This window comes from Bradyrhizobium sp., assembly GCF_052389815.1.
Lineage (GTDB): Bacteria > Pseudomonadota > Alphaproteobacteria > Rhizobiales > Xanthobacteraceae > Bradyrhizobium.
The window spans coordinates 1-15870 of sequence record NZ_JBQTHN010000031.1; the positions used below are offsets into that span (position 1 = coordinate 1).

The following is a 15870-nucleotide window of genomic DNA, read 5'->3' on the forward strand; positions in this document are numbered from 1 at the left end:
GCGCAGGCCGTTCCAGGCGTCAAGCATCTGATCGCGGTCGCCTCCGGCAAGGGCGGCGTCGGCAAATCGACGACCGCTGTCAATCTCGCGCTCGGCCTCAAGGCCCTCGGCCTCAAGACCGGCGTGCTCGATGCCGACATCTTCGGCCCGTCTCAGCCGCGCCTGCTCGGTCTCAAAGGCAAGCCCGAGGTCACGACCGGCAACAAGCTGAAGCCGATGCTCGCTCATGGTCTCAAGGCCATGTCGATGGGTTTCATGGTCGACGAAGGCACGCCGGTCGTTTGGCGCGGACCGATGGTCGTGCAGGCCCTGGCGCAGATGTTGCGCGAGGTCGAGTGGGCGGATGCCTCGGGCGGGCTCGACGTGCTGGTGATCGACATGCCGCCCGGCACGGGCGATGTGCAGTTGACCATGGCCCAGCAGGCGCCGCTCGCGGGCGCGGTCATCGTCTCGACGCCGCAGGACCTCGCCCTGATCGACGCCCGCAAGGGCCTCGCCATGTTCCAGCGCGTGCAGGTGCCCGTGCTCGGCATCGTCGAGAACATGAGCTATTTCCAGTGCCCGCAGTGCGGCACGCGGTCGGATATTTTCGGTCATGGCGGGGCGCGTCATGAGGCGGAAAAGCTCGGGGTTCCCTTCCTCGGCGAGATTCCCCTGCACATGTCCATTCGAGCGACGTCCGATGCCGGCACGCCCGTGGTGGACAGCGAGCCCGACGGTCCGTACGCGGCGATCTACCGCGCCATCGGCGCCAAGGTCCGCGAGCAGCTTCAGGACGTTATCGCGGCCGCCTGAAGCCACCGTTCAACTTTGGTTTAATCAGTGCAGTCATGCCTTTGTCGCGTTTCCGCGCGTTTGACTTCCGTGTTAAAGCGCGCCCGCCAGAGCGCTCCCGGCCATGTGCAGTACCCCGCCGGTTCGCCCGCTCGAAGGAAATCCCGGGAATATCCCACCAAGGAGAGACTTGAATGAAGCGTCGTGATTTTTTGAAGGTTTCAGCGGCCGGTGCTGCTGCAACGGCCGTTGCCTCGCCGGCAATTGCGCAGTCGTCGCCTGAGATCAAATGGCGCCTGACTTCGAGCTTCCCGAAGTCGCTTGACACGATCTATGGCGGCGCCGAGCAGGTCGCCAAGTACGTCGCCGAAATGACCGATAACAAGTTCCAGATCCAGGTGTTCGGGGCGGGCGAGGTGGTTCCCGGCCTGCAGGCGCTGGATGCGACCACCAACGGCACCGTCGAGATGAGCCACACGGTGGCCTATTACTATGTCGGCAAGGATCCGACCTTTGCGATTTTCTCGGCGGTCCCGTTCGGACTCAATGCGCGCCAGCAGAACTCCTGGTGGTACCAGGGCGGCGGCCAGGAGCTCGGCAACGAGTTCTTCAAGAAGAGCGGTGTGATCGGCTTCGCCACGGGCAATACCGGCACGCAGATGGGCGGCTGGTTCCGCAAGGAGATCAAGACGGTCGCCGATCTCTCCGGCCTCAAGATGCGCATTGGCGGTATCGCCGGCCAGGTGTTGCAGAAGGTCGGCGTGGTGCCGCAGCAGATCGCCGGTGGCGACATCTATCCGGCGCTGGAAAAGGGCACCATCGACGCGGCCGAGTGGGTCGGTCCCTACGACGACGAGAAGCTCGGCTTCCAGAAGGTGGCCAAGTTCTACTATTACCCGGGCTTCTGGGAAGGCGGCCCGATGGTGCACACCTTCTGCAACCTCGAGAAGTGGAATTCGCTGCCGAAATCCTACCAGGCGGTCCTCACCAACGCGACGGCGAACGCCAACGCCTGGATGAACTCGCGCTACGACATGCTCAATCCGGCTGCGCTGAAGCGCCTGGTCGCCGGCGGCACGCAACTGCGGCCCTTCAGCAATGAAGTGCTCGAAGCCAGCCTGAAGGCCACCAACGAGCTGTGGGCGGAACTGTCGGGTAAGAACGCCGATTTCAAGAAGGTGATCGACGCGATGCAGGCCTACCGATCCGACCAGTATCTGTGGTGGCAGGTCGCCGAATATACCTTCGACAGCTTCATGATCCGCTCGCGCACCCGCGGGTAATCTTAACCTTTAGTCGAAATAGCGAGCCCGGTCCCATTGAGGGGCCGGGCTTTTTTGCGCTTCGCGCCCGTATCGGGATGGAAATCGGCGGCGGGATGTTCCATGGTCGGGGGGCAGGCCTCCCAAGAAGGCCGAAAGCGTTTCCCAAGGAAGGCCTTAGCGGCCCTCTTGGCGCGAACGCCTCAGTACAACGAATCAATCGCCAACAAACCCAAGGGTCAGAATTCATGAAGCGAAGAGACTTTCTCAAGGTCACCGGTATTGGCGCTGCTGGCGCTGCAACGCTGGCGGCCCCCGCAATCGCCCAATCGATGCCGGAACTGAAATGGCGCATGGCGGCAAGCTGGCCGAAATCGCTGGACACCCTGTGGGGTGGCGCCGAGCTGCTCACCAAATACATTGCAGAAGCCACCGACAACAAATTCCAGGTTCAGCCGTTCGCCGGCGGTGAAATCGTACCCGGGCTTCAGGTGCTCGACGCCGTGCAAACCGGCACCGTCGAGATGGGCCACACCGCCTCGTATTACTACTTCGGCAAGGATCCGACCTTCGCCTTAGCCACGGCGGTGCCGTTCGGCCCCAACCAGCGGCTGAACCAGGCCTGGTACATGTTGGGCGGCGGCCGAGAGCTCATGAACGACTTCATGAAGAGCTACAACGTCGTCTCGTTTCTCGGGGGAAATACCGGCGCCCAGATGGGCGGCTGGTTCCGCAAGGAGATCAAGACGGCCAACGACCTGAAGGGCCTCAAGATGCGGATCGGCGGCTTCGCCGGGAAAGTGATGCAGAGGCTCGGCGTTGTGCCGCAGCAGCTCGCCGGCGGCGACATCTATCCGGCGCTTGAAAAGGGCACCATCGACGCCGCCGAATGGGTCGGGCCATACGACGACGAAAAGCTCGGCTTCAACAAGGTCGCGCCGCATTACTATTATCCGGGATGGTGGGAAGGCGGGCCGATGCTGATGGGCCTCGTCAACCTGGAGAAGTGGAATGCGCTGCCCAAGGCTTACAAGAGCGTCATCGAGCAGGCCGGGCAGGCCGCCAACAGCTGGATGATGGCGAGGTACGACCAGGCCAATCCGTTGGCGCTGAAGAAGCTGCTCGTCGGCGGCACCAAGCTGCACGCGTTCTCACCCGAGATCATGCAGGCCTGCCTCAAGTCGACCAAGGAATTGTACGCCGAGACTTCGGCGGGCAACGCGAACTTCAAGAAGGTCCTGGATTCGATGAACTCGTTCACGGCCAACGGGTACCAGTGGCTGCAGGTCGCCGAACTCGGCTACGACAGCTTCATGGCGCGCAACCCGCAAGGCTGATCGCCGCAAGTACGGGCAGAAAAAAACAAGACCCCGGAGCCGAAGGCTCCGGGGTTTTTTGTTTTCGCTTGAGGCGGGCTGCCGGCCTGAAATCAGTTCTTGGGCTGCCCGAAATCCAGCGGCGGCAACTCGATCTGCGGCACTTCGATTTTCACCGTACTCGGATCGATCGTGGATGCCGTACCCTTGTAGTGCATCACCATGGAGGGGAACAGGATCACCAGCACCACCATGATGACCTGGATCACGACGAACGGTATCGCACCCCAATAGATCTGGCCCGTGGTGACGGGATCCATGCGCTTGCCGGTAACCCGGTCGAGATAGGACTCCTTCGGGGCCACCGAGCGCAGGTAGAACAGCGCGAAGCCGAACGGCGGATGCATGAAGGAGGTCTGCATGTTGACGCCGAGGATGACGCCGAACCAGATCAGGTCGATGCCGAGCTTTTCCGCGACAGGCCCGAGCAGCGGGATGATGATGAAGGCGAGCTCGAAGAAATCGAGGAAGAAGGCGAGGATGAAGACCAGCGCGTTGACGAAGAGCAGGAAGCCGAGCTGCCCGCCGGGCAGCGACGTCAGCAGATGCTCGACCCAGACGTGGCCGTTCACGCCGTAGAAGGTCAGCGAGAATACGCGGGCGCCGATCAGGATGAAGACGACGAACGCGGACAGCTTGGCCGTCGACTCGATCGCCTGACGGATAAGGTCGAAGCTCAACCGGCGCTTGAGGGCGCCGAGGATGAGCGCGCCGGACGCCCCCATCGCGCCGCCCTCGGTCGGCGTTGCGACGCCGATGAAGATGGTGCCCAGCACCAGGAAGATCAGGAACAGCGGCGGCACCATCACGAACGTGGTCTGCTGCGCCATCGCCGACAGAAAACGGTAACCCGTCAGTTTGTCGAGCACCCAGTTCACCACGGCAATGCAGAACGCGAACACGATACCGAACATCATGCTGATCACGACGAAGTCGGCGCCGCGCGTTTCCGAGTTTCGGGTCATGAACCAGGCGAAGGCTACGCTGGCAAGGCTCAGCACGCCGAGCGACCACAGGCCGCGGCTTCCGTCCTTCTCCCGAAAGCCGATGGCATCGAGCGGAAGCCCCGGGGCCGCCTTGGGAAAGACGAGCGTGACGAGGAACACGTATCCCGCATAGAGGCCTGCGAGCACGATTCCGGGTATGAACGCGCCTTCGTACATGTCGCCGACCGATTTACCGAGCTGGTCGGCCATCACGATGAGAACGAGCGAAGGCGGGATGATCTGGGCCAGCGTTCCGGAGGCGGCAATGACGCCGGTGGCCACGCGTCGGTCATAGCCATAGCGCAGCATGATCGGCAGCGAGATCAGGCCCATCGAGATGACCGACGCGGCGACCACGCCGGTGGTCGCGGCAAGCAAGGCGCCGACGAACACCACCGCATAGGCCAGACCGCCGCGGATGGTGCCGAACAGCTGGCCGATGGTGTCCAGCAGGTCCTCCGCCATGCCGGATCTTTCCAGCACGAGCCCCATGAATGTGAAGAATGGAATCGCCAGCAGCGTATCGTTGTTCATGACGCCGTAGACACGTTCGGGCAGCGCCTGCAGGAAGTCGGGCCTGAATTCTCCGAGCTCGATTCCTACGACGGCAAACAACAGCCCGACTGCGCCCAGCGAAAACGCTGCCGGATAGCCGAGCAGCAGCATGATCACCAACGACACGAACATGATCGGCGCCATGTTCTCGATGAGAAATGCGGTCATCTAATTCCCCTGGGATCGCGGCTTGGCCGGCGATCAGCGTTTTTCGATTGCCTCGACGATGTGCTCCACCTCGGCTTCGAGGGCGTGCATCTGGCTGGCGTGCGGATCCGGTATCAAGCCGCGCATGACGGCGATGCGCTTAATCAGCTCGGAGATTGCCTGGATAATCAGCAGGGTGAATCCAATGATGATAAGCGACTTGGCCGGCCACTGGGGAAGGCCGCCGGCGTTGCCCGATTGCTCGTTGAGCTCATAGGAGCGCCAGAAGAACGGGCCGCCGGTCACGATCATGACGATGCACAACGGAATCAGGAAGAAGACATGCCCGATGACATCGATCGTGTCCCGCGCCCGCTTGGACATCAGATTGCTGACGATGTCGATCCGGATGTGCTCGTTGTCGAGCAGGGTCCATGAGGAGCACAGCAGAAAGACGGTGCTGAAGAGAACCCACTGGAGCTCCAGCCAGGAATTGGAGGAGATGTCGAGCGTCTTGCGAACGATGGCGTTGACCGACGCGATCACCACCGCCAGCAGGATCAGCCACGCCAGCCGCTTCCCGATCCACCGGGTAAAGCTGTCGATCACACCACTCAAGTTCAGAAGCGCCTGCACCAAATACCTCCCTCGCGTGTCTCCGCCGTCTTGGATGCCCACCGGGCACAGGCTCATTGCGAGCCAAGGCAGCTTGAGACCGCCGCACCAAATCAGCGAGCAGGCGCTCCGTCAATCGGAAGTTTGTTGATAATCAAAAGGAATATCCGTCGGGGCCCGACGGCAACGCCGTCGCCTGCGGTCGCCGGCGTCGCCGCCCGCAACCGGCCGTAGCGCCACTGCGCCGGCGAGCATCGAGGCGCGATTCGAAGCCGGACTTACCACTGCGACGGAGGCGAGAAGTTTCTGCGCGGCCGGCGCGGCCGAGGCGTGTTCAGCCGCCGGTCACGCTCATGTGGCGGCTGACGCTCGGGCGATTGTGGCGGCGATCGATGATGAAATCGTGCCCCTTGGGCTTCAGCCCGATGGCGCGATCGATCGCGGCGGAAAGCAGTGCGTTCTCAGGCGAGGCGCGCAGCGGCTTGCGCAAATCGGAGGCATCCTCGTGTCCCAGGCAGGTGTGCAGCGTGCCGGTGCAGGTGATGCGCACCCGGTTGCAGGATTCGCAGAAGTTGTGCGTCATCGGCGTGATGAAGCCGAGCTTGCCGCCGGTCTCGGCGACGCGCACATAGCGGGCGGGGCCGCCGCTGGTCTCGTCGAGATCGGTCAGCGTGAACTGCTGGGCGAGCCGCGCCCGCAACAGCGACAGCGGCACGTACTGGTCGATGCGACCCTCGCCGACATCGCCCATCGGCATCACCTCGATCAGCGTCAGCGCCATGCCCTTGCCGTGCGCCCACTGCATCAGCGCGGGAATCTCGTCCTCGTTGAGGTTCTTCAGCGCCACCGCATTGATCTTCACCGCAAGACCCGCCGCGCGCGCCGCTTCGATCCCGGCGAGCACCTTTTCGATGTCACCCCAGCGGGTGATGGCGCGGAACTTGTCGGCATCCAGCGTGTCCAGCGACACGTTGATGCGGCGGACGCCGCAATCGGCGAGTTCGCTGGCGAAGCGCGCCAGTTGCGAGGCGTTGGTCGTCAGCGTCAGCTCATCGAGCGCGCCGGTGTTCAGGTGGCGCGACAGCGAGCGCACCAGCGACATCACGTTGCGCCGGACCAGGGGCTCGCCGCCGGTGAGGCGCAGCTTGCGCACGCCCTTGGCGATGAAGGCCGAGCAGAGCCGGTCGAGCTCTTCCAGAGTCAGCAGGTCGGCCTTCGGCAGGAAGGTCATGTCTTCCGACATGCAATAGAAGCAGCGCAGGTCGCAACGGTCGGTGACCGAAACGCGCAAATAGCGGATGGTCCGGCCGAACGGATCGACCATCGGTCCAAGCGATGCCTGTTCGCAACTAGCCAATCCGCTCATTCGATCCGTGCCGTTCTTCGCGTGTGCGAGGCGCTGCCTCGGGGACCGGCACAATGTAAGCAAGTTGCGGCGCACCCACAATCTCCGCTTGGTACCGTAGATCCCTCAGCGCGTCGGAGGCGGCGGATTGGGGAAGGGCGAGGGCGGAGGGGCCGCCGCGGCCGTCGCCGGCTTCGGTTTCGGCCGCTTGGGTTTGGCGCGGATCGGCTTGGGTGGCGGACCGGCGGGCTTCAGTTCCGCGATCACCGGATTGGGGTCGACAGTGGTGGAGGCCGGGGTGGTGAAATCGCCGGGATGGTAGATGACCTGCACCGGCACGGTGGCCGGCTCGAACTTGTTCAGGGCGAAGGTCACGGAGAAGCCCGGCTCACCGGCGGGGGCGTTGACCGTGCAGGGCGTCTTGCAGGTCTGCCCGTTCGAGGTGCGCGCCTCGGCGCCGGAGGGCACCGATTCCAGGGCCACCTGCACCGGGGGCGGTGTGGACTTGAAGGAGTCGAGCGAAAACGAGGAACAGCCGGCCAGGCCCATTCCCGCCACGGCAACCACCAGGACACGACGCATGACCGTCACTCTAGCTGCGGCGAGCTGCCGCAGTCCCCGGCGCCGACCATAGGAGTGACGGAAATGGGGCGCAACGGTGCACACGCCTATAGTTAATTGATGGTTAACGGCGGGTGTTCGGAAAGCGCGTGGATAAATCAATATATCACATTGATTTCATGAGACTTTCAACCGCTTCAGGCAGGTCGTTCATGTGCCCGATCAGCCGGTCCGGTTTCAGATCCGCCAGGGGCACGTCGGTATAGCCAAAGGATACGCCGACGACGGAAATGCCGGCCCGGCGCGCCGCGCCGATGTCGGTCCCGGAGTCCCCGACCATGACGGAGGCCGCCGACCGCCCGCCGGCCCGGGCGACGGTCTGGTGCAGGATAGCGGGATCGGGCTTGGCTACGCCAAAGGTGTCGGCACCGCAGATGGCGGCGAAGCGGCGGGTCAGGCCCAGCCGCTCGAGCAGGAGCTTGGACAGCCATTCGAGCTTGTTGGTGCAGACCGCAAAGCGGTATCCGCGGCCCTCGAGGTCGTCGAGCGCGGCCTCGAGACCTTCGAACGGGCGCGACTCGTCGGCGATGTGCTCGGCGTAATAGTCGATGAAATCGCGCATCATCCGGTCGAGCTCGCCGACCGTTACGGTGCCGCCTCCCGCCTCGAGACCGCGCTCGATCAGCTTGCGCGCGCCGGCGCCGATCAGGTTGCGGGCGGAAGCCAGCGGCAGCGGCGGCATCCCCTCGCGGTCGAGCACGAAGTTCAGCGCGTTGATCAGGTCCGGCGCGGTATCGACCAGCGTGCCGTCGAGATCGAATACGACGATGCGGGGAGGGGTCATTTGCCACCTTCGCTACCGGCAGCGGCGCGCCGGCGCAAGTGGAATGGCCGGAAATCGCGGTAAAACCCTGCCCGGACAGGCCAAAAATGCGCTTCCCGTGGCTGTTCCTGCACCGTAAACGACGCTAGATATCGCGGCGAACAGGGCGAGGGGAGTATCGTCACAGGTGGACATGGAAGCACTCAAGCGGCAGGCGGCCGCGCGCGCGCTGGAGCAGGTCGAAGGCGGCATGAAGCTCGGGCTCGGCACCGGCTCGACCGCGCGGCACTTCGTCGATCTCTTAGGGGAGAAGGTGCGCGGCGGCATGAACGTGATCGGCGTGCCGACGTCGGAAGCGACCCGCGCGCAAGCCGAGCAATGCGGCATTCCCTTGACGAGCCTCGACGAGGTCGACCGCCTCGACCTGACGGTAGACGGCGCCGACGAGGTCGATCCCGCGCTCGATCTGATCAAGGGCGGGGGCGGGGCGCTGCTGCGCGAGAAGATCGTCGCGGCCGCATCGGATCGCATGATCGTGATCGCGGACGAAACCAAATGGGTCGATGCGCTCGGCCGCTATCCCTTGCCCGTCGAGGTGGTCCCGTTCGGCCTCGGCGCAACGAGGCGGGCCATGGAAACGGCATTTGCGGCGGCCGGCGTTTCCGGGCAAATGGTGCTCCGGAAGGGCAAGGACGGCCACGTTTTTGTCACCGATGGCGGCCACTGGATCGTTGATGGCCATCTCGGCCGGATCGCGGACGCGCCGCGTCTGGCGGGCCTGTTGAATGCGATCCCGGGCGTGGTCGAGACCGGACTGTTCGTCGGCCTCGCCAGCACCGTGATCCTGGCGGGTGCAAGCGGAATTCGCGTTGTTGAACGGCGGTGACGCCGGAAATCGAGGAGAATTGGAATGAAGGGTTATTCGGCAATCTTGTCGGCGGCTGGTCTGGCGGCCATCCTCGCGCTGTCTGTCGTTCCGGCCATGGCACAGGCGCCGAAGCAGGCCGCGCCGGCCGCGCCTGCTGCAAAGAAGCCGCCGCCCTCGCCGGCGGCCATCTCGGCAGCCAGGGAGTTCCTCGTGTTGAAGAACGTCGGCGCCATGTTCGGAGGCGCCGTCCCCGGGGTCGTCGACCAGACCAGGAACGCGCTGACCCAGCAGCACCTCAATTACCAGAAGGACCTCAGCGAGGTCGCGGTCATCGTGGCCAGGAATTTCGCCGGCCGTGAGAACGAGATCGGCGAAGGCATGGCGCAGATATATGCGACCGAATTCTCCGAGCAGGAGCTGAGGGATCTCGTGACCTTCTACAAGACGCCGCTCGGCCAAAAGCTGCTGACCCACGAGCCGCGCGCCATCTCGGGGAGCATGGGCTGGATGAACCAGTGGGCGCAGGAGTTCGGCGTGAAGGTCAACGACGCCTTCAAGGACGAGATGAAGAAGCGCAACAAGCCGATCTGATCGCGCTGACGCGGAAGGGGCCGGACCGCCATGGCTGACTACGACGTCGATCTCTTCGTCATCGGAGGCGGCTCGGGCGGGGTTCGCGCCGCCCGTATCGCCGCCGGCCATGGCGCCAGGGTCATGGTCGCCGAAGAGTACCGGATGGGCGGCACCTGCGTGATCCGCGGCTGCGTGCCGAAGAAGCTCTTCGTGCTCGGCTCGCACGTGCATCAGGAGATCGAGGATGCCGCCGGCTTCGGCTGGACCATCCCGCAGGCGACCTTCGACTGGCCGACGCTGATCGCCAACAAGGACAAGGAGATCGCGCGGCTGGAGGCGGCCTACACCGCCAATGTCGAGAAATCCGGCGCGCAGGTCGTCAAGAGTCGCGCCGTGTTCGACGACCCGCACACCCTGCTGCTGGCCGACGCCAAGAAGGTCACCGCCAGATACGTGCTGATCGCCACCGGCGGCCGGCCCAATCACGGCGCGGAGATCCCCGGCATCGAGCACGTGATCTCCTCCGACGAGGCGTTCCATTTGCCGCAACTGCCGAAGCGCATCGTGGTGCAGGGCGGCGGCTATATCGCGCTCGAATTCGCCTGCATCTTCGCCGGCTACGGCAGCGACGTGACGCTGGTCTATCGCGGCGAAAACATCCTGCGCGGCTTCGACGACGACGTCCGCACCCATGTGCGCAAGGAAATCGAGAAGCGCGGCATCACCGTCCTCACCGGCTGCACCATCGACAGGGTGGAAAAGCACGGCGGCGAGTACACCTCGCATCTGTCCAGCGGTTCGAGCCTTGCCTCGGACCGCGTGATGTTCGCGATCGGCCGCCATCCCAACGTCGCCAATCTCGGGCTGGAGAAGGCGGGCGTCACCATCAATCCGAAGAACGGCGGCATCGCCACCGACGGCTGGTCGAAGACCTCGGTGCCGCACATCTACGCCATCGGCGACGTCACCCACAGAGTCAACCTGACGCCGGTCGCGATCCGCGAGGGCCATGCGTTTGCCGACACCGTGTTCGGCAAGCGCCCGGTCGAGGTCGACCACGGCAACATCCCGACCGCGGTGTTCTCGCAGCCGGAGGTCGGCACCGTCGGCCTCAGCGAGACGGACGCGCGCGCCAAGTACAGCCACGTCGATATCTACAAGGCCGACTTCAAGCCGATCAAGGCGACGATGTCGGGCCGCGACACCCGCGTGCTGATGAAGCTCGTGGTCGACGGCACCACCGACCGCGTGCTCGGTTGTCACATCGTTGGTGACAGTGCCGCCGAGATCATCCAGGCCGTGGCGATCGCCGTGAAGATGAAGGCGACCAAGGCCGACTTCGATGCGACGATGGCGCTGCATCCGACCGCGGCGGAAGAGCTCGTGACCATGCGCACGCCGACCGCGCGCCATGTGCGGCAGGCGGCGGAATAGGGACGCCTTCAAGCGGCCGGCCGGAACGGCGCGGGGATATTGATGGCCGAGGACGACGAGGACAACCCCAGCGACGATATTTCTGCGATCGAGGCCCGGCTCGAGCATCTTGCCGAGGTTTCCGAGCGCTGCAGGAAGATCATCCTGTTTTCCAAGGTGGCGATTGCAGGCGGCGCCGCATTGCTGCTCGTCATGATGCTGGGCCTCTTGGGATCCAATCAGGTCGTCGCGCTGGGGTCGATTGCCACGGTGCTTGGCGGCATCGTGTCGCTCGGATCGAACGTCAGCACCTTGCAACAGACGGCGGCCGCCATCGGTGCCGCGGAACAGCTGCGATCCGATCTCATCGGCAGGATGGAGCTGAGGGTGGTGGGCAACGGGAGACCCCACTGAATCGAGGGGGCATCGACCGCTCTCACGGGCTTTTGATGCTCGCGCCCGCCGCGTCGCGGGGTACGGCAGTGAACGGATGCTACGATCGGCCGTTCGATTTTTTTACCCTGGCTTGGCGATGCCCATGCTCTTACGTCGGTATAGCCGCATCCTGATCCCAGCACTGTGCGCGTCCGCGCTGGCGCTCACGACGGCGCGGGCGCAGGATACTGCCGACCTGGTCAGGGTCGAGCTGCTTGCCGAGCCTGCCGCGATCGTGCCGGGCCAACCCTTCACCGTCGGCATCAAGCTCTCGATGAAGGAGCATTGGCACACATACTGGCGCAATCCCGGAGATTCCGGCGAGCCGACGCAGGTGACGTGGAAACTGCCGCAGGGCTTTGCGGCCGGCGAGCTGCAATGGCCGGCACCGTCGCTGATCCGGGTCGGGCCGGTCGCGAGCTTCGGCTATGAGGACAGCACGATCCTGCTTTCACGCGTCACGCCGCCGCGCGACGCAAGACCGGGGACGACCGTCGATCTCGCCGCCGATGTCGCCTATCTCGTGTGCGAGAAAATCTGCATCCCCGGCGAAGCGTCGGTCGTTCTTTCGCTTCCCGTATCGGAGCAGGGCACGTCGTCGCCGGCCAATGCGACGTTCGATGCGGCGCGCAGCAAGCTGCCGCAGCCCTCGCCATGGAATGCCACCTTCAGCGCCGATGCCCGGGCGATCACGCTCTCCCTGCGTTCGGATGGTCTGCGCGGCGATGCCATCCGCTCGGCGACGTTCTTCCCACATGATAACGACCTGATCGACAACGCCGCACGGCAGTTGTTGCGGACCGGCGGTCAGGACGTCGACCTGACGATCGAGCGCAGCCAGATTGCGAAGTCGATTCCACGGCGCATCGACGGCGTGCTGGTGCTGGAGGAAGGTATCGGCGGCAAGACCGCCTCGCATGCCTTTGCGGTCGAAGCGACACCCGCTGTTGCCCCGGCGGCAGGAGAGGGTGGCATGACCCTGCTCTATGCCGTGGCTGCCGCGCTGGTCGCGGGCGTCATCCTGAACTTCATGCCCTGCGTATTCCCCGTGCTGTCGATCAAGATCCTGAATCTGACCGAACACAGGGCGGAAACTCCGGGCCGCGTTCGCCTGCACGGCGTGGCCTATGCGCTGGGGACACTGGTCAGCTTCGCCGTTCTGGCAGGCGTGCTGCAAGGGCTGCGCGCCGGCGGGGCCGAGATCGGCTGGGGATTTCAGCTGCAGTCGCCGCTCATGGTCGCGGCCCTGGCATTCATCCTGTTTGCGCTGGGACTTTCTCTTTCCGGCATCCTGACCATCGGCACGTCGTTCACGCGTGTCGGCGGCAGCCGGCTCTTGCAGCGCGGCGGACTGTCCGGGTCTTTTTTCGCCGGTGCGCTGGCCACGGTGGTGGCAACGCCCTGTACCGCGCCCTTCATGGGGGCATCGATCGGCTATGCGCTGGTGCAGCCGTTCGCCGTCGGGCTTCTCGTCTTTCTGGCGCTGGGACTCGGGCTCGCCCTGCCTTTCCTGGTGCTGGCGTTTGCGCCGGGCCTGCAACGGCTCTTGCCGCGGCCGGGACGCTGGATGGAAACGCTGAAGCAGCTCCTGGCGTTTCCCCTCTATGCGACCGTGGCCTGGCTGGTCTGGGTTCTCAGCTTCCAGGTCGGCGCGCCGGGCCTGCTCGCTGCGCTGGCAGGGCTCGTGCTGATCGCGTTCGGCGCATGGATTTGGCGGACGTCGCAGGAGCAGGGATATGCCTCGCGCCGCGTGCTTCGGGGCATGGCGGCCGCATCGGCCGCCGGCGTGATCGCGCTGGCAGCAGTGATCGGCCTCGATCGATCCGCCGGAACGAGCGTCGAGGTCGCCTCGTCGAAAGCCCCGTCGGAGGCGTTCAGCCAGCACAAGCTCGATGCGCTTCTTGCTTCCGGACAGCCGGTCTTCCTCAACATGACCGCCGCATGGTGCATCACCTGCCTCGTCAACGAACGGACCGCGCTCTCGACGGAAGCCGTGCGTGCGACGTTTGCCGGCAAGCGCATCGCCTACCTCAAGGGCGACTGGACCAGGAGGAACCCGGAAATCACACGCCTTCTTGAAAGGTTCGGCCGCAGCGGCGTGCCGCTTTACGTGCTATATCGCCGCGGGAGCGAGCACGTCGTGCTGCCGCAGATCCTCACGCAGTCGCTCGTGCTGGATGCACTGGGGAAAGTCTGAACCGTATTGCAATCGGAGACGGAAGATGAATAGACGCGCGTTCACGACGATGCTTGCCGCCGCTGCCGCCATCCTGCTCCTGCCCGCTGGCGCCTCGCATGCAGAGCCGAAGGTCGGTTCGCCCGCGCCCGCATTCTCCGCTGTCAACAGCGACGGCAAGACGGTCAATCTCGCCGACTATCGCGGCAAGACGGTCGTGCTCGAGTGGACGAATGACGGCTGCCCCTATGTCCGCAAGCATTACGGCACCGGCAACATGCAGGCGCTGCAGAAGAAGTGGACCGACCAGGGCATCGTCTGGCTGTCCGTGATCTCCTCGCCGCCGGGAGAACAGGGGTTTGCGGATGGTGCGCGCGCCAATGCCCTGACGGCGGAGCGCAAGGCCTCGCCGTCGGCGGTGTTGCTCGATCCCAGGCAACAGGTTGCGCGGGCCTACGGCGCGTCCGTCACGCCGCACATGTACATCATCAAGCCGGACGGCACGCTGGCCTATGCCGGCGGTATCGACGACAAGGCGACCACGCGACCGGCAGACGTCAAGGATGCCAGGAATTTCGTCGATGCCGCGCTGGCCGAATTGAAGGCGGGCAATCCGGCGACGCGCGCCTATGGCTGCACGGTGAAGTATTCGTCGTAACGCCAGCTGCTTCCGTCGCTTGCCTGCAGACGACCGAACGCGGAGTGTCGATAGCAGCGGTTGCCGCTGTGTAGACGAGCGCGGCGGGGCTATCGCCCCACACTCACCAGCCGGTATGCGGCACGTTCGAAGGCGTCGTAGACGGCCAGCGCCCTGACGTCCGCGAACGGCAGGTACTGCATCATGATGACGCCGCCGATGCCGCGCACGGGATCGATCCAGAAGTATGTGTTGTTGATGCCGCTCCAGCTCAGGCTGCCGGGGGAGCGTTTTCCTGCTACCTGGTCGACGGTGATCAGGAAGCCCAGCCCCCATTTGTCGCGGCCGTCGGCGATGAAGGCGAAATCGGCGCTGCGCGGCAGCGCGCTTCTCTGCGCCGGCACCGAGATCGCGCCGATGTGGTTCTGGCCCATCAGCGCCACCGTCTCCGCGCTTAGCACGCGCGTGCCCTCGAGCTCGCCGCCGCCCAGCCACATCCGCATGAAGCGTCCGTAGTCGTCGGCGGTCGAGGCGAGGCCGCCGCCACCGATGGGTGCAGCGATGGTCAATCCGAGCTGCGGATTCTGCAGCTCGACGGCGCCGTCCATTCGGCTGCCGGCGCGCTGCTGTTGCGCGGCGAGGCGAGCGCCCTTTGCCTCCGGAACGTTGTAGGAGGTGTCGTTCATCCCGAGCGGGGCGAAGATATGCGCTTGGAAATAATCTTCGAGCGCTTGGCCTGACAGCACTTCGACCAAGCGGCCGACCACGTCGGTGCTGGTGCTGTAATGCCAGCGCTCGCCGGGATCGAACAGCAGCGGACCGCCGAACGGATAGGCTTCGCCGGCGCGAGGCGTGAAGTCGCGCCAGACTTCGCTGGTGAAGGGATAGGCGAGGCCGGACGTGTGGGTCAGGAACTGCCGCACGGTCGGCGGCCGCGATGCCGGACGCAGCCGGCAGGCCCCGGTCGCCGCGTCGAAGGACTCGACGACCTTCAGCCCTGCGAGGTCCGGCAGGTATCTCGCCGCGGGGTCGTCGAGGCCGAGCCGGCCCTGCTCGACGAGCTGCATCAGGGCCAGCGACGTGATCGGCTTGGTCATCGAGGCGATGCGAAACAGCGCATCCGGCGTGAGCGGTCGCCCGGTCGCGACGTCGGCCACGCCGAAGGCGCCCCGATAGAGTACGCGCTCGCGATCCGTGACCAGCGCGACCGCGCCCGGCACATCCTTGCGCTCGATGGCGCCGCGCAGGCAGGCGTCGATGGCGGCGCCGTGGGGCGAGGTGGCGGCGCCGGCCGGCGCCGCGCCCGCGGTCTTGCTCATGAACG

General features: G+C 64.9%; 15 protein-coding genes. 9 read left to right on the forward strand and 6 right to left on the reverse strand.

All coding sequences use genetic code 11. The features are described from left to right. The 3 genes from ACT4OC_RS07250 to ACT4OC_RS07260 all read left to right on the forward strand — a co-directional run. On the forward strand, positions 1-795 hold a 795-nt coding region (locus tag ACT4OC_RS07250), incomplete at its 5' end, for an Mrp/NBP35 family ATP-binding protein (RefSeq protein ID WP_444838291.1). A gap of 173 nt (positions 796-968) precedes the next feature. After that, positions 969-2057 (forward strand): TRAP transporter substrate-binding protein, encoded by a 1089-nt coding sequence (locus ACT4OC_RS07255; RefSeq protein ID WP_444838292.1) that lies wholly within the window; start codon positions 969-971, stop codon positions 2055-2057. A gap of 227 nt (positions 2058-2284) precedes the next feature. Beyond that, the gene (locus ACT4OC_RS07260) at positions 2285-3373 is read left to right on the forward strand and encodes a TRAP transporter substrate-binding protein (RefSeq protein ID WP_444838293.1); all 1089 of its coding nucleotides are present in this window, start codon (positions 2285-2287) and stop codon (positions 3371-3373) included. A 92-nt stretch (positions 3374-3465) separates the two neighbouring features. Here ACT4OC_RS07260 and ACT4OC_RS07265 read toward each other — a convergent pair whose 3' ends face one another. The 5 genes from ACT4OC_RS07265 to gph all read right to left on the reverse strand — a co-directional run bounded on the left by ACT4OC_RS07265 (position 3466) and on the right by gph (position 8465). Continuing rightward, positions 3466-5121: a TRAP transporter large permease gene (locus ACT4OC_RS07265; protein WP_444838294.1), complete on the reverse strand. Its 1656-nt coding sequence runs from the start codon at positions 5119-5121 to the stop codon at positions 3466-3468. A gap of 33 nt (positions 5122-5154) precedes the next feature. Continuing rightward, on the reverse strand, positions 5155-5736 hold the full coding sequence (locus ACT4OC_RS07270; RefSeq protein ID WP_444838295.1) for a TRAP transporter small permease subunit: 582 nt from the start codon (positions 5734-5736) through the stop codon (positions 5155-5157). A gap of 313 nt (positions 5737-6049) precedes the next feature. Continuing rightward, positions 6050-7081: a GTP 3',8-cyclase MoaA gene (gene moaA / locus ACT4OC_RS07275; RefSeq protein WP_444838296.1), complete on the reverse strand. Its 1032-nt coding sequence runs from the start codon at positions 7079-7081 to the stop codon at positions 6050-6052. Between the two features lie 105 nt (positions 7082-7186). Then, positions 7187-7642, reverse strand: a complete 456-nt coding sequence (locus ACT4OC_RS07280; RefSeq protein ID WP_444838297.1) for a hypothetical protein — start codon at positions 7640-7642, stop codon at positions 7187-7189. Positions 7643-7787: 145 nt separating this feature from the next. Continuing rightward, positions 7788-8465 carry a phosphoglycolate phosphatase gene (gph, locus tag ACT4OC_RS07285; RefSeq protein WP_444838298.1) on the reverse strand — a complete coding sequence of 226 codons (678 nt, stop codon included), beginning with the start codon at positions 8463-8465 and terminating at the stop codon, positions 7788-7790. 172 nt (positions 8466-8637) lie between these two features. Between gph and rpiA the strand changes: the two genes are divergently transcribed. The 6 genes from rpiA to ACT4OC_RS07315 all read left to right on the forward strand — a co-directional run bounded on the left by rpiA (position 8638) and on the right by ACT4OC_RS07315 (position 14567). Continuing rightward, on the forward strand, positions 8638-9330 hold the full coding sequence (gene rpiA / locus ACT4OC_RS07290; RefSeq protein WP_444838326.1) for a ribose-5-phosphate isomerase RpiA: 693 nt from the start codon (positions 8638-8640) through the stop codon (positions 9328-9330). Between the two features lie 24 nt (positions 9331-9354). After that, complete coding sequence (locus tag ACT4OC_RS07295) at positions 9355-9903, forward strand: DUF2059 domain-containing protein (RefSeq protein ID WP_444838299.1); 549 nt, start codon at positions 9355-9357, stop codon at positions 9901-9903. 30 nt (positions 9904-9933) lie between these two features. Continuing rightward, positions 9934-11319, forward strand: coding sequence for a glutathione-disulfide reductase (gor, locus tag ACT4OC_RS07300; RefSeq protein ID WP_444838300.1), 1386 nt, complete (start codon positions 9934-9936; stop codon positions 11317-11319). Positions 11320-11361: 42 nt separating this feature from the next. Then, positions 11362-11712, forward strand: coding sequence for a hypothetical protein (locus ACT4OC_RS07305; protein ID WP_444838301.1), 351 nt, complete (start codon positions 11362-11364; stop codon positions 11710-11712). Positions 11713-11836: 124 nt separating this feature from the next. Continuing rightward, positions 11837-13930: a protein-disulfide reductase DsbD family protein gene (locus ACT4OC_RS07310; RefSeq protein WP_444838302.1), complete on the forward strand. Its 2094-nt coding sequence runs from the start codon at positions 11837-11839 to the stop codon at positions 13928-13930. A 25-nt stretch (positions 13931-13955) separates the two neighbouring features. After that, positions 13956-14567 (forward strand): thioredoxin family protein, encoded by a 612-nt coding sequence (locus tag ACT4OC_RS07315; RefSeq protein ID WP_444838303.1) that lies wholly within the window; start codon positions 13956-13958, stop codon positions 14565-14567. Positions 14568-14656: 89 nt separating this feature from the next. On the opposite strand, the gene ACT4OC_RS07320 is transcribed toward ACT4OC_RS07315, so the two are convergent. Further along, complete coding sequence (locus tag ACT4OC_RS07320; RefSeq protein ID WP_444838304.1) at positions 14657-15865, reverse strand: serine hydrolase domain-containing protein; 1209 nt, start codon at positions 15863-15865, stop codon at positions 14657-14659. Positions 15866-15870 lie beyond the last annotated feature (5 nt).